11 protein-coding genes are annotated in these 14,770 nt (G+C 70.1%); 10 read left to right on the forward strand and 1 reads right to left on the reverse strand.

What is annotated here, in order from left to right:
- Positions 1-62 precede the first annotated feature (62 nt).
- From P5G46_RS03780 to P5G46_RS03815, 8 genes are all read left to right on the forward strand, one after another.
- On the forward strand, positions 63-911 hold the full coding sequence (locus P5G46_RS03780) for a nitrilase-related carbon-nitrogen hydrolase (protein ID WP_408904999.1): 849 nt from the start codon (positions 63-65) through the stop codon (positions 909-911).
- Between the two features lies 1 nt (position 912).
- Positions 913-2,349 (forward strand): dihydropyrimidinase, encoded by a 1,437-nt coding sequence (gene hydA, locus P5G46_RS03785; RefSeq protein WP_408905000.1) that lies wholly within the window; start codon positions 913-915, stop codon positions 2,347-2,349.
- A gap of 12 nt (positions 2,350-2,361) precedes the next feature.
- A complete protein-coding gene (locus P5G46_RS03790; RefSeq protein WP_408905001.1) occupies positions 2,362-3,390 on the forward strand; it encodes a TIGR03842 family LLM class F420-dependent oxidoreductase in 1,029 nt (342 codons plus the stop codon).
- Positions 3,387-4,364, forward strand: coding sequence for an ABC transporter permease (locus tag P5G46_RS03795; RefSeq protein ID WP_408905002.1), 978 nt, complete (start codon positions 3,387-3,389; stop codon positions 4,362-4,364). Before P5G46_RS03790 ends, P5G46_RS03795 begins: the two co-directional genes overlap by 4 nt.
- Positions 4,361-5,152 carry an ABC transporter ATP-binding protein gene (locus tag P5G46_RS03800; RefSeq protein WP_408905003.1) on the forward strand — a complete coding sequence of 264 codons (792 nt, stop codon included), beginning with the start codon at positions 4,361-4,363 and terminating at the stop codon, positions 5,150-5,152. The genes P5G46_RS03795 and P5G46_RS03800 overlap by 4 nt, the downstream gene beginning before the upstream one ends.
- Complete coding sequence (locus tag P5G46_RS03805; protein ID WP_408905004.1) at positions 5,149-5,931, forward strand: ABC transporter permease; 783 nt, start codon at positions 5,149-5,151, stop codon at positions 5,929-5,931. The genes P5G46_RS03800 and P5G46_RS03805 overlap by 4 nt, the downstream gene beginning before the upstream one ends.
- An 80-nt stretch (positions 5,932-6,011) precedes the next feature.
- Positions 6,012-7,184, forward strand: a complete 1,173-nt coding sequence (locus P5G46_RS03810; RefSeq protein WP_408905005.1) for an ABC transporter substrate-binding protein — start codon at positions 6,012-6,014, stop codon at positions 7,182-7,184.
- 76 nt (positions 7,185-7,260) lie between these two features.
- Complete coding sequence (locus P5G46_RS03815) at positions 7,261-8,505, forward strand: LCP family protein (RefSeq protein WP_408905006.1); 1,245 nt, start codon at positions 7,261-7,263, stop codon at positions 8,503-8,505.
- A gap of 7 nt (positions 8,506-8,512) precedes the next feature.
- Here the strand turns inward: P5G46_RS03815 and P5G46_RS03820 are convergent, their stop codons facing one another.
- Entirely contained in the window at positions 8,513-9,259 is a 747-nt protein-coding gene (locus tag P5G46_RS03820; protein ID WP_375095727.1) for a MerR family transcriptional regulator, read from the reverse strand.
- Positions 9,260-9,379: 120 nt separating this feature from the next.
- Here P5G46_RS03820 and P5G46_RS03825 point away from each other — a divergent pair, with 120 nt between their 5' ends.
- Both P5G46_RS03825 and hrpA read left to right on the forward strand, forming a co-directional pair.
- On the forward strand, positions 9,380-10,516 hold the full coding sequence (locus tag P5G46_RS03825; RefSeq protein WP_275437764.1) for a glycoside hydrolase family 3 N-terminal domain-containing protein: 1,137 nt from the start codon (positions 9,380-9,382) through the stop codon (positions 10,514-10,516).
- Positions 10,517-10,609: 93 nt separating this feature from the next.
- Positions 10,610-14,755 carry an ATP-dependent RNA helicase HrpA gene (hrpA, locus tag P5G46_RS03830; RefSeq protein WP_408905007.1) on the forward strand — a complete coding sequence of 1,382 codons (4,146 nt, stop codon included), beginning with the start codon at positions 10,610-10,612 and terminating at the stop codon, positions 14,753-14,755.
- The last annotated feature ends 15 nt before the right edge of the window (positions 14,756-14,770 follow it).

Raw genomic sequence — 14,770 nt, forward strand, 5'->3', positions numbered from 1 at the left:
GGAGAAATGTTCAAGCGGGACAGTAACAGAACCGGACGACGGCCCGGAGGAACGAGGGGATCATGACGACGGTGCGCGCCGCCATCACGCAGACCACATGGACCGGCGACAAGGAGTCCATGCTCGACAAGCATGAGCAGTTCGCTCGGGATGCCGCGGCCCAGGGCGCCGACGTCCTGTGCTTCCAGGAGTTGTTCTACGGGCCGTACTTCGGCATCACCCAGGATCAGAAGTACTACCGCTACGCCGAGCCGGTCGACGGTCCGATCGTGCAGCGGTTCGCCGCGCTGGCGAAGGAGCTCGGTCTGGTCACCGTGCTCCCGATCTACGAGGAAGCGCAGACGGGTGTCTACTACAACACCTCGGTGCTCGTCGACGCCGACGGCACCGTGCTCGGCAGCTACCGGAAGAACCACATCCCGCACCTCGACAAGTTCTGGGAGAAGTTCTACTTCCGCCCGGGCAACCTCGGCTACCCGGTCTTCGACACCGCCGTCGGCAAGGTCGGAATGTACATCTGCTACGACCGCCACTTCCCGGAGGGGTGGCGTGAGCTGGGCTTGAACGGCGCTCACATGGTCTTCAACCCCAACGCCACCAAGCCGGGGCTCTCCAACCGCCTGTGGGAGGTGGAAGGGCCGTGCGCCGCCGTGGCCAACGGGTACTTCGTCCTCCAGCCCAACCGCGTCGGGCGTGAGGACAACGAGTACGGCGAGGATGCCGTGACCTTCTACGGAACGAGCCAGATCATCGACCCGAGGGGGAACCTCGTCGGAGCGGCCGGCTCGGCGGAGCACGAGGAGATCCTCGTGCGTGACCTGGACATGGATCTGGTGCAGCAGATGCGCGACGACTGGCAGTTCTACCGCGATCGTCGCCCTGACACCTACGGCGAGATCGTGGAGGCCTGAGATGACGACGACTCTCCTCACCGGCGGCACGGTCGTCTCGGCCACCGGACGTTCCCCCGCCGACGTCCTCATCGACGGCGAGACCATCGCCGCCGTCCTCGCGCCCGGTTCCACGCTGCTCGGCCATGACCTCGCGGCATCCGTGGATCGGGTGATCGACGCCACGGGCAAGTACGTCATCCCCGGCGGGATCGACGCCCACACCCACATGCAGCTCCCGTTCGGCGGAACGAGCGCCTCCGACACGTTCGAGACCGGCACCCGCGCGGCCGCGTGGGGAGGGACGACGACGATCGTCGACTTCGCCGTGCAGCGCGCCGGCGAGCGCATACAGGACGGACTCGCCCACTGGCATGAGTTGGCCGCTGGCAACTGCGCGATCGACTACGGCTTCCACCAGATCGTCGGCGGGGTGGATGCCGACTCGCTCGCGGCTCTGCCGGGCCTCATCGACGACGGCGTCACCAGCTTCAAGATGTTCATGGCCTACCCGGGGGTCTTCTACGCGGACGACGCGCAGATCCTGCGAGCGATGCAGGTGGCCGCGGACACGGGACTCCTCACGATGATGCACGCCGAGAACGGACCCGTCATCGACGTGCTCGCTGAACAGCTGGTCGCGGCGGGCAACACCGACCCGTACTTCCACGGCGTCGCCCGCGCCTGGCAGATGGAGGAGGAGGCGACCCACCGCGCCATCATGCTCTCGCACTTGACCGGCGCCCCGCTCTACGTCGTGCACGTGAGCGCCAAGCAGGCGGTCGAACAGCTCGCTTGGGCGCGCGACAACGGCCAGAACGTCTTCGGCGAGACCTGCCCGCAGTACCTCTACCTTTCCCTCGAGGATCAGTTGGGGGCCTCGAGCGAGGAGTGGGGCGCCTTCGAGGGCGCGAAATGGGTGTGCTCGACACCGCTGCGCTCGAAGCACGAAGGCCACCAGCACCACATGTGGCAGGCGCTGCGCACCAACGACATTCAGATGGTCTCGACCGACCACTGCCCGTTCTGCATGAAGGATCAGAAGACCCTGGGCTTCGGCGACTTCCGCGCGATCCCCAACGGCATCGGCTCGGTCGAGCACCGCATGGACCTGATGTATCAGGGCGTGGTGACCGGGCAGATCACGCTCGAGCGATGGGTCGAACTGACCAGCACGACCCCCGCGCGCATGTTCGGCATGTACGGCAAGAAGGGCGTCATCGCCCCCGGAGCCGATGCCGACGTCGTGGTCTACGACCCGGCCGGGCACACCTCGATCGGCGTGGACAAGACCCACCACATGAACATGGACCACTCCGCGTGGGAGGGCTTCGAGATCGACGGGCACGTCGATACCGTGATCTCGCGCGGAAAGGTCGTCGTCGACGACGGCACCTACCTCGGTTCCCCGGGCGACGGTCGCTTCGTCAAGCGCGGCCTGAGCCAGTACCTGGTCTGAGGGAGGCTCCCCATGGATTTCGGTGTCGTCCTGCAGACCAACCCGCCCGCCGCCCGCACGGTGCAGCTCGCGCAGCTCGCCGAGGCGCACGGCTTCAGCCACGTGTGGACGTTCGACTCGCACCTGCTGTGGCAGGAACCGTACGTCGTGCACTCGGCGATCCTGGCCGCCACGCGCCGCGTGGTCGTCGGCCCGTTCGTCACGAACCCCGCGACCCGCGACTGGACCGTCACGGCATCCACGTTCGCCACCCTCAACGAGATGTACGGCAACCGCACCATCTGCGGGATCGGCCGGGGCGACTCCGCGGTGCGTGTGACGAACGGCCGCCCCACGACGCTGAAGGCTCTCCGGGAATCGATCCACGTGATCCGTGAGCTCGGCAACTCCCGCGCCGTGGAGTACAACGGCGCGACGCTGCAGTTCCCGTGGAGCCGCGGATCGGAACTGGACGTGTGGGTCGCCGCCTACGGACCGCTCGCATTGAAGCTCACGGGCGAGGTGGGCGACGGCTTCATCCTGCAGCTGGCCGACCTCGACATCGCCGAGTGGATGATCGCGACCGTGCGCCGCGCCGCCGAGGAGGCGGGCCGCGACCCCGACGAGATCGCGTTCTGCGTCGCTGCCCCCATGTACATCGGCGAGGACACCCCCGAGAGCCGCGCGCACATGATCGAGCAGTGCCGGTGGTTCGGCGGGATGGTCGGCAACCACGTCGCCGACATCGTCGCGAAGTACGGCGAGGGCTCCGACGTCCCCGCGGCCCTCACCGACTACATCGCGGGGCGCACGGGCTACGACTACAACGCGCACGGCAAGAGCAGCAACGACCACGTCGACTTCGTGCCCGACCAGATCGTCGAGCGCTTCTGCGTGCTCGGCACCGCCGAGGAGCACATCGCCAAGCTCGAGAAGCTCCGCGCGCTGGGCGTCACGCAGTTCGCCGGCTACCTCCAGCACGACAACAAGGAGGAGACGATGCGGGTCTACGGAGAGACCGTCATCCCCGCGCTCACTCCCCCGGTGACGGCGAAGCGGTGACGGATCAGGCGATCGTTCCGGGGTCGGTGACCTCGATCGTCGAGGGCGCCGGCGACGGGATGCCGCGCCCCCGGCGCCGTCCCGGAAGCCGCCTCGGTCCCGTGGGCTGGGGTGTCGCGGGGGTCGCGGCCGTGATCGCGATCTGGGAGCTGTACAAGCTCCTCGGCCCCGCGGACGGCGTGACCGTCGGCGGCGACGGATCGGCGGGGTCGGGGGTCATCCTCCTCCCCCGCACGCACGACCGCGCCATGCCGCACGTGTGGGACATGGTCGCGCGCATGTTCGCGCCGACGAGCGGTGGGGACACTCCCCCGCTGATCGTCTCGGTGCTCGAAGCCGCCGGGACCACCCTGGGCCTCGCGGCCCTCGGCTGGCTCATCGGCGTGATGATCGGTGGCATCCTGGGCATCGCGATGCAGCGCTGGCGGCTCGTCGAGTGGGGGCTCCTGCCCTGGATCGTCGTGAGCCAGATCGTGCCGCTCATCGCCTTCGCCCCGGTGGTCAACGCGCTCGGGAACCAGATTGACCGCGCCGGGATCCTGCCGTGGCCGCAGTGGTTCTCGGTCGCGCTGATCGCGTCGTATCTGGCGTTCTTCCCCGTCGCCGTCGGCATGCTCCGAGGCCTCGAGGCGCCCGACGCGCTGCACCTCGACCTGTTCCACGCGGGGGCGGCCGGGTGGTGGTCGACGCTGATCCACCTGCGACTCCCCGCCGCCGTGCCGCACCTCCTGCCGGCTCTGCGGCTCGCTGCCGCGTCCGCCGTCGTCGGCGCCGTCGTCGCGGAGGTGTCGATCGGACTTCGCGGCGGCCTCGGGCGCATGCTCATCCAGCTCGCCGGTCAAGCCTCGTCGGATCCGGCCGCCCCCTGGGCGCCCACCTTCGGCACCGTCGCCATCGGGCTCGTAGCCGCCGCGGGCGTCGCGCTCATCGGTGTGACCCTTCACCGTTTCCGTCGCGGAGAGGAGATCCGATGACCGCACCCGCCGTCCACGCCTCGGGCGTAGGGAAGGTGTTCCCCTCCACCGGTGGCGAGGTGACCGCGCTGACCGGGGTCGACCTCGACGTCGCCGCCGGTGAATTCGTCTCGCTCATCGGCCCTTCGGGGTGCGGGAAGTCGACGCTGCTCCGCCTCATCGCCGACCTCGACACGCCCAGCGCGGGCGACCTCGCCATCTTCGGCAAGCCCGCCCGCAGGGCGCGCATCGACCAGGACTACGGCATCGCGTTCCAGCAGGCCGGACTCCTTCCCTGGCGCACGGTCGCCGCGAACATCGCGCTGCCGCTCGAGCTGCACCGCTGGAGCCGCGCCCGTCGCGACGCCCGGGTCGCCGAGCTCGCCGAGCTCGTCGGGCTGTCGGAGTTCGTCGGCCGCTATCCCGACCAGCTGTCGGGCGGCATGCAGCAGCGCGTCGCGATCGCCCGCTCGCTCGCCGCGTCGCCGCAGCTCCTTCTCATGGATGAGCCCTTCGGCGCGCTCGACGAGATGACCCGCGAACGATTGCAGACCGAGCTCGCCCGCATCGCCGCCGAGACCGGCGCCGCGGTGGTCTTCGTCACGCACTCGATCCCCGAGGCGGTGTTCCTCTCCGATCGCGTGGTCGTCATGAGCCCGCGGCCGGGGCGCATCACCGACGTGATCGACACCCGCCCCGGACGCGCGCGCAACGAGGCTCTACGCGAATCGCCTGAATACTTCGCGCGCGTCACGGCGGTGCGGGAAGCACTGCACGGCGCTCCCCTGCAGCGGGCGAACGAGCGATGACCGCGACACGACTCCCCTCCTGGCTGCGGTTGGCGGCGCCCATCGCCGTCGGGCTGATCGGTCTCGCGTTGTGGTTCGCGTACGTCGCCTCGGGGAACGCTCCCCGGATGCTGCCCGACCCCGCGGCGATCCTGAGTGAAGGCATTCAGCGCTTCCCGCTCATCGTCGAGGCGGCCGCGATCACCGGCACCAATGCTCTGGTCGGCCTCGTCGCGGGCAGCGTCGTCGCCGTGGCGCTGGCGGCCCTGGCCGCGACCTGGCGCCCCGTCGACGGGATGACCGCGCCCTTGGTGGCCATGCTGGCCGTGGTGCCGATCGTGGCCATCACCCCCATCCTTAACACGATGTTCGGAGCCTCCAGCCAATTCGGCCGGCAGGCGGTCGCCGCGATCGCCGCGTTCGTGCCCGTCTTCGTCAACACGCTGCGCGGACTGCGGCAGACCCGGCCCGTGCAGCGCGACCTGTTCCGCGCGACCGCCGCGAGCGGCGGACAGACGTTCCGTTTCCTCACCCTCCCCACCGCGCTGCCGTACCTGCTCACCGGCATCCGCGTCGCCGCCTCGCTTGCGGTGATCTCCGCCCTCGTCGCCGAGTACTTCGGCGGACCGTCCGACGGAATCGGCACCGCGATCGCCACTTACGCCAAATCCGGGCGCGCCGCCCTCGCCTGGGCGTTCGTGGGCGGCGGCATCGTGATCGGTCTCGTCTTCTTCCTCGTCACCTCGTTGCTCGAGCGCGTCGTCGCACGGCGCCTCGGTGCGGGGCGTCCGCCGGCCTGACCGGCATCCTTCCCATCCGCCCTCGACAGAACAGGTCCCACCGCTCCACACCTGCACCACCCGCACCCGAAAGGACTCCCATGACACACAGCACACGCCGCGCCCTCAGCGCGGTCGCGGGGATCGCCGTGGCATCCCTCGCCCTCTCCGCCTGCGCCGGCGGATCCGCCGCCCCCGCCGAATCCGGCACCGACTTCGAGCCACTCACCACCGTGAAGCTGCAGCTGCAGTGGTTGCCGCAGGCGCAGTTCGCCGGCTACTACGTCGCACTCGACCAGGGGTACTTCGAGGAAGAGGGATTCGACGACGTCGAGGTCCTCCCCTCGGGGGGTGACATCGTGCCGCAGGACGCCCTCGTCGCCGGTGACGTCGACTTCGCCGTCGCCTGGGTGCCGAAGGTCCTCGGCACGATGGAGAACCAGGGCGTCGAGCTGACCGACATCGCGCAGGTGTTCCAGAAGTCCGGCACGTTGCAGGTGTCCTGGAAGGACTCGGGCATCACGAGCGTCGACGACTTCGAAGGCAAGCGCATCGGCTCGTGGGGATTCGGCAACGAGTGGGAGATCTTCGCCGCGATGGCCGACAAGGGTCTGGATGCCTCGACGGTGGAGATCACGACGCAGGACTTCTCGATGAATGCGCTCCTGGACAAGGACGTGGATGCCGCCCAGGCGATGACCTACAACGAGCTCGCGCAGCTTCTCGAGACGGTCGACCCGGCCACGGGAGAGCTGTACACGATGGACGACATCAACGTCATCTCGTACGAGGACACCGCCGGTGCCATGCTGCAGGACGCCATCTGGGCCGATACCCAGCGCCTCGCGGACGACCCCGCCTACGCCGACGCCGCCGTCCGCTTCCTCAAGGCCGTCATCAAGGGCTGGGTCTTCGCGCGCGACAACCCCACCGAGGCCGCGGAGATCACCTACCAGGCAGCCACCGCACCGGGCGTCAGCGCCTTCCCGGTGGGGCCGACCCACCAGCTGTGGCAGATGAACGAGGTCAACAAGCTCATCTGGGCCGGCGGGGACTTCGGCCTCGTCGACTCGGCCGCCTGGGACAAGACGGTTCAGGGCGCACTCGCCGCCGTGAACCAGGACGGGCTCAACCTCATCACCGCCGAGCCCCCGGCCTCGGCCTACTCGAACGAGTACATCGAGTCGGCTCTCAGTGCCCTGGAGGACGAGGGCGTCACCGTCGACGGCGAGTACACGCCGATCGAAGTCACCCTCACGGAGGGCGGGCAGTAATGCGCCACGGGGCGGTCGGTCCGGCGGCCGCCCCGTGTCTCACCGAGTTCTCGGAACGCCGTGGTTGACTACCCGGATGACGCAGCCTCCCGCGCAACACGCGCGCCGTACGCCCCTCTCGGGCTGGCGCCGCGGAGCCAAGGCCCTCGCGATCGCGCTGACCGTCGCCATCGTCGCCGCCGTCGCCGTCGGCGGCTTCTACGCCTGGTCTCTGTCGCAGCGGTTGCAGGAGGCCGCCGTGCCGCTCGCGGACGCCCCCGAGCAGCCTCCGGCGCTCAGCGAGTACGCCGAGCCGTTCACGGTCCTGGTCGTCGGCACGGACGAATGCGACGATCAGGTGCGAGAGGCCTTCGGTGCCCGCTGCACCGATCCCGAGAACGACGGCACCCGCAATGACGTCAACATGCTCGTGCACGTCTCGGCCGATCCCCGCCGCGTGACCGTGGTGTCCTTCCCCAGAGACCTCGAACTGCCGATTCCGGAGTGCACCGCCCCGGACGGGACCGTCTTCGAGGGCTCCTTCAAGGCACCCATCAACAGTGCCTACGCCGCGGGCGGGTTGACATGCGTCGCCGAGACCGTATCTCAGCTGAGCGGTCAGAGCATCCCCTTCGCCGCGAAGGTGAGCTTCGGCAACGTCGTGAACATCACCGACGCGATCGGCGGCGTCGAGGTGTGCATCGGCGGCGACGGCATCGACGACCCCGACGCGGGCATCGACTGGGAACCCGGCCCACGCGTGGTCACCGGGTACGACGCGTTGGCCTTCCTGCGCACGCGCAAAGGCATCGGCGACGGCAGCGACCTCGCCCGCATCGGCAACCAGCAGCAGTACCTCTCGCGGCTGGTCAACAAGCTGCGCAGCGACGAGGTGCTGTCCAACCCCGGGACGCTCATCGGCCTCGCCAACACCGCGGTGAACAACATCACGCCGAGCGAGAGCCTGGCCGATCCGATCCGCATCGCGCAGCTCGCCTACACGCTGAAGGACGTCCCCTTCGACGACATCACGTTCGTGCAGTTCCCGGTGGTCGACGACCCCGACGACCCGAACCGCGTGGTGCCCGACGAGGCATCCGCGGCGATCCTGTGGGACGCGCTCGAACGCAACGCTCCCCTGGCGCTCACGGGTGAGGCCGGCGCGAACGGCGGCGTGATCGCCGACCCGTCCGCACCGGCCCCGACCGAACCGGCTCCCGCCGAGACCACCCCGGCGCCGGATGCCACCGACACCCCCGCCGCGCCGGAAGTCGTCGAACTGCCGAGCAACGTCAGCGGGTCCAAGGCCGACCAGGCCACGTGCTCGGCCGGCAACGGCTGAGCGGGACTCAGCCCAGGTGCGCGGAGGCGTACGCCGCCATTGCGTCCCGTACGACCCGGGCCTGCTCGACCCCGCCGTACACGTCGGCGAACCGCGGGTCCGCGACGTAGAGGTCACCGAGACCGGTGTACGCAGCCGCGTCGGGTGTCCGACCCCACTGCCGCGCGACCCACGCATGGTGCGCGGCCACCAGGGACTGCAACTCGTCGGCATCCGCGGTCAGACCTCGCGCGGCGGCATCCCGGAGAGCCGCATTGATGTCGGCGCTGCGGGCGTCGTCGACACGCCGCTCCTCCGGCGTGAGGGCCGCTCGCCGGGCGGCGCTGCGCTCCCACGCCTCGTCGCCCCAGCGTTCGCGCACCTCGCCCTCCCAGCGCGAGTCGTCGACCCCGGCGAGCACGTCATCGATGTCCATCGTCTTTCCTTCCTCCAGGACGGCCAGGGTGTTCCTCACCGCGGTGATTCGTCGGTCCATCCCGATGCGGCGCTCTTCGAGCGCGGCCAGATGCGCGCGCATCGCCTGCGCCAGTGTCCGCTCGTCGCCGAGGGCGCGGGCGATCTCCGGCAGCGGCAGATCCAGGGCACGCAGCGCGAGGATCCGGTAGAGGCGCGCGATCTCGTCCTCGCCGTAGAAGCGGTAGCCGTTGGCGGCCACACGGGCGGGATGGAGCAGACCGATGCTCTCGTAATGCCGCAGGGTGCGGCTGGTCACGCCCGCGGCACGGGCGACCTCGGCGATGGGCCATTCGTTCATGGCATCCACCCTGTCGGTTGACGCAGCGGCAGAGTCAAGCCCCGGCCGGATCCCGCGCAGATCGGCGCACGGAGGCGAGTGATGCGCGACGATCGAGGGGTGAGGAAGACTGCGCGGTCCATGGTCCTGTTCCTGCTCGCTGCCGTCGCGCTCGCCGGCTGCGTTCCCGAACCGGCGCCAACACCCTCCGCGACGCCGACGCCGTCAGCAACAGCGACCCCCGCTCCCACCCCCACGCCGACACCTGATCCCCTCGCCGGCTGGAGCCTCGAGGACAAAGTCGGGCAGATGTTCATGGTCGGGACGTCTGTGAACGGCACCGACCCGACGACCCTGGCCGCGGTGCGCGACGATCGCATCGGCGGCATCTTCCTCCACGGCCGGTCGGATGCCGGCGCGCAGGCGACCGCCGACCTGGTGAGCGGGTTCACCTCGGTGGTGGCAACGGGCCAGCCGGAGCTGTGGGTCGCGACCGACCAGGAGGGGGGCACCGTTCAGGTGCTGTCCGGGCCGGGATTCGATGACATCCCCTCCGCCGTCGACCAGGGACAGCAGGACGACGCCACGCTCCGCGCCAACGCCGCAACGTGGGGCCGACAGCTGGCGCAGGCGGGCGTGAACATGAACCTCGCTCCCGTCGCGGACGTCGTGACGAGCCCCGAGACCGCGCAGAGCAATCCGCCCATCGGCGAGCTCGCCCGCGAGTACGGCTACGACGGCGCCACCGTTGCCGCCAAGGCCGGGGCGTTCGCGCAGGGGATGCGCGACGGCGGCATCCTTCCCACGTTCAAGCACTTCCCCGGGCTCGGGCACGTGGGCGAGAACACCGACACGAATTCCGGTGTCACCGACGACTTCGTCACCGCCGACGGTCCCGACGTCGGCGTCTATCGCACCGTCCTCCCGCAGGGTCCCGCGGTGGTCATGCTCTCCACCGCGATCTACGCCAAGATCGACGCGAACTCCCCCGCCGCGTTCTCGCCGACGGTCGTGGGCGTGCTGCGCGACACGGTCGGTTTCGACGGCGTCGTCACGACCGACGACCTCTCGGCCGCGCAGCAGGTGCGACCGTGGCCGCCCGCTGACCGAGCGACGCTCGCGGTCGACGCCGGGATCGATCTGCTGCTCGTCTCGGCCGACTCCTCGGTCTACCCCGAGATGCGTCAGGCGGTGATCGCGAAGGCCCAAGCCGACCCGGCGTTCGCCGCGAAGGTGGATGCCGCCGCTCGCCGAGTCCTCGCCGCGAAGGCGCCCTGACCCGCCTGAGTCGCCATGTCTTGTCGCCTGCGCGTCCCGCGCGGCGACAAAACCTGGCGACTCACGCGATGGGGGCCGATAGGCTGGAAGGCTGTGTCTGGTGAACCCGTCATCGTCTACCCGCCCGAGCTGCCCGTCAGCACCGCGCGGGACGAGATCGCGCGCGCCATCCGCGACCACCAGGTCGTGATCGTCGCCGGCGCGACGGGGTCGGGAAAGACGACGCAGCTGCCGAAGATCTGCCTCGAGCTCGGCCGCACCTCGATCGCGCACACGCAGCCGCGCCGCATCGCCGCGCGGACCATCGCGGAGCGCATCGCGGAAGAGATGCAGGTGCCGCTCGGGTCCACGGTCGGCTACAAGGTGCGCTTCACCGACAAGGTGTCAGCCGACACCCGTGTGGCGCTTGTCACCGATGGCATCCTGCTCAACGAGATCCACCGCGACCGTCTGCTGCGCCGCTACGACACGATCATCGTCGATGAGGCGCACGAACGCTCGCTGAACATCGACTTCCTGCTGGGATACCTGCGGCGCATCCTGCCGCAGCGGCCCGACCTCAAGATCATCGTCACGTCGGCGACGATCGATCCCGAGAGCTTCGCGCGACACTTCGCCGCCGCCCCCGCACAGCCCGGCGGCGACCCGATCCCGGCGCCCGTCATCGAGGTGTCCGGCCGAACCTATCCGGTCGAGATCCGCTACCGGCCGCTCGATGGAGCGGAACCGTCTCCGGAGGACGACGGCGATTCCGACCCGGATGCCGGCAGGACCGCGCCGCAACGCAAGAAGCTCCGCAGCCCGGCAGCGGGCAAGCGCGACACCGACGACGTCGACGAGGTCGGTGCCGTCGTCGCGGCGCTGCGCGAGCTCGACCGGGAGCCCGCGGGCGATGTCCTCGTCTTCTTCCCCGGCGAGGCCGAGATCCGGGATGCCGCGGACGCGATCCGCGGGGCGTACCAGAAGGATGCCGCCCCGACCGAGGTCCTCCCCCTTTACGGGCGTCTCTCGGCCGCGGAGCAGCACCGCGTGTTCGAACGCTCCACGGTCGCCGGCGTCCGTCGCCGCGTGATCCTCGCGACCAACGTCGCCGAGACGAGCCTCACCGTTCCCGGCATCCGGTACGTCGTCGACACGGGCACCGCGCGCATTTCGCGGTACAGCAACCGGTCCAAGATCCAACGCCTGCCGATCGAGGCCGTGTCTCAAGCCTCCGCGCAGCAGCGCTCGGGTCGCGCCGGCCGCACGTCGCCGGGTATCGCGATCCGCCTGTACTCCGAGGACGACTTCCTCCGCCGCCCCGAGTACACCGAGCCCGAGATCCTGCGGACCTCCCTGGCATCCGTCATCCTGCAGATGCTCTCGCTCGGATTCGGCGACATCCAGGCCTTCCCGTTCCTCACGCCGCCCGACTCCCGCGGCGTGAAGGCCGCGTTCGACCTGCTCGTCGAGCTCGGTGCCGTGAAGCTGCCGGCACCCGGGTCGCGGGGAGCGGACACCGACCGCGACGTGCGTGAGGACGGCGACCCGTCGCGGCGGCGGAACGAGCACGGTCCCCGGCTCACCGGCATCGGACGCGAGATCGCGCGGCTCCCCATCGACCCGCGCTTCGCCCGCATGCTGCTCGAGGCCCGCGAGACCGACGTGCTGCCCGAGGTCATGGCGATCGTCGCCGGCATGTCGATCCAGGACGTCCGGGAGCGTCCCGAGGAGCGGCGTGAGGAAGCCGACCGCTTCCACTCCCGCTTCACCGATCCGACCAGCGACTTCCTGTCGCTGCTGAACCTGTGGGAGTACCTGCAGGACAAGCAGGCCGAGCTCGGTTCGAGCGCGTTCCGTCGGCTGTGCCACAGCGAGCACCTCAACTACGTGCGCGTGCGCGAGTGGGTCGACGTACACCGGCAGCTGACGTCGCTGCTCGGCGCCGGCCGCGAGCGGCGTCGCGCCCAGACTGCGGCTTCGGGCCGCTCCCAACCGCACCGTTCGCGCCATGCACCGTCCGAAGCGCGGCGAGAGTCGCGCGAAGAAGCACCCGAGGGGCACGCGCAGGGGGATGCCATCCATCGCGCCATCCTGGCGGGGCTCCTGTCGCACATCGGCATCCTGGATCCGCGCACGATCGCGCAGACCAAGGACCGCAAGGCGCCCGGCGACGCCCGCCCCACGAAGGGTGAGTACATCGGCGCGCGCGGCGCGCGGTTCGCGATCTTCCCCGGCTCGGGACTGAAGAAGAAGCGTCCCTCCGCGGTCATGGCCGCCGAGCTCGTCGAGACCTCACGTCTGTTCGCCCGCACGGTTGCGGCGGTCGACCCGGCGTGGGCCGAAGAACTGGCCCCCGATCTCGTGAAACGTTCGCTGAGCGAGCCCCACTGGTCGAAGGATGCCGGCTCCGCCGCCGCCTACGAGAAGGTCACGCTGTTCGGTGTCGAACTCGTCAGCCGCCGGAGGGTGCAGCTCTCCCGCTTCGACCGACCGCTCGCGCGCGAGATGTTCGTGCGGCATGCGCTCGTCGAGGGCGAATGGGATCCGTCGGTGCTCGACAAGCGCCTCACCGCGTTCCTCCGCCGCAACCAGGAGCAGCGCCGCCTCCTCGAGAAGATCGAGGAGCGCGAGCGTCGCCGCGACATCCTCGTCGGCGACGAGGCGGTGTTCGCGTTCTACAACGCGCGGATCCCCGCGGACGTCACCGACGTCCGCTCGTTCGAGACCTGGTGGAAGGATGCCTCGAACCGCACGCCGCACCTGCTTGATCTGCGCGAGTCCGATCTCACCGGCGACCGCGCGCAGGGCGATGACCGCGCCTTCCCGGCCCGTTGGCGGCAGGGAGACCAGACGCTGAACCTCGCGTACCGCTTCGAGCCGGGAGCACCGGATGACGGTGTGACGGTCGTCGTCCCGCTGCCGCTGCTCGCCCAGCTGCGCCCCGACGGCTTCGACTGGCAGGTGCCGGGGATGCGCGACGAACTCGTCACCGCGCTGCTGCGGGCCCTGCCCAAGACCATCCGCCGCAACGTCGTCCCGGCCGCCGACTGGGCCGAGAAGTTCAGCGCCGAGCTCGCCGAGAAGGGCCCCGAGCACGCCAACGGCCTTCCGAAGACGACGCTCGTCGACGCGCTCGCGGCGCTGGTGCAGCGCGTGGCGAACCAGCGCGTGAGCGCCGCGGACTTCGAACTCGATCGTGTGCCCGGGCACCTCATGATGTCGTTCCGCGCCGTCGACCCCCGCGGCCGCGCCGTCGGCTCCGACCGCGACCTGGGCGCGCTGCAGCGGCGACTCGCCGACCGTGCGCGCTCGAGCGTGGAGTCGACGATCGCGCGTACTCCGGTGCGGACGGCCGCGGCGCGTGTCGCCGAGGCATCCCCCGCCTTCGCCTCTCGCGCGAGGCTCACGACGTGGGATCTCGACGACCTCGCCGAGGTCGTGGACACCCCGGTCGCCGGCGGTGTCGTGCGCGGGTATCCGGCGCTCATCGACGAGGGGGACAGCGTCGCGCTCCGCGTGGAGGCGACGCCGGAGGAGGCCGCGCGGCACACGCGTGCCGGCATCCTCCGCTTGATGCTGCTCGCCGTCCCCTCTCCGGCAACCTACGTGCTCGACCACCTCACCGCGAACGAGAAGCTGGCGCTGGCGGCGTCGCCGTACCAGAACGCCAAAGCACTGATCGAAGACGCGCGGGTCGCCGTCGCCGACGACGTGCTCCGGCGCACGGCATCCGGCGGGATCGTCCGCACCAAAGCCGACTTCGAGCGCGTCCGTGACGCCTTCTCCGCGGCGTCGGTCGACGAGACGTTTAAGGCCGTGTCGCTCGTCGCGAAGATCCTGCTCGCGCAGCGCGAGGTCGAGCGGGCGATGAAGGATGCCTCCTCCATCACGCTGCTCGGGGCCCTGAACGACGTGCGGGGGCAGCTGAAGGGCCTGATCTTCCCCGGCTTCATCTCGCGCACCGGGCTGGCCCGCCTGGCGCATCTGCCCCGGTACCTCGCGGGTGCTCTGGACCGGGTGAAGACCCTGCCCGACAACCCGGGCCGTGACCGTCAGCGCATGACCGAGTACGAGCGCGGCGCCGCCGGCTTCGTCGAGGCGGGGGGCGCGACGCCCCTTCCGGCCGACGCCCCGGCGAACCTCGTGCAGACGCGGTGGCTCCTGGAGGAGTTCCGCGTGAGCCTGTTCGCCCAGCGCCTCGGGACGGCCGAACCGGTCTCTCCGCAGCGCCTGGCAAAGGCCCTCACGTCGGCGTAGCCCACTCGCGTGCGT

The organism is Microbacterium mcarthurae, from assembly GCF_046064585.1.
In the GTDB taxonomy this organism is placed as follows: domain Bacteria; phylum Actinomycetota; class Actinomycetes; order Actinomycetales; family Microbacteriaceae; genus Microbacterium; species Microbacterium mcarthurae.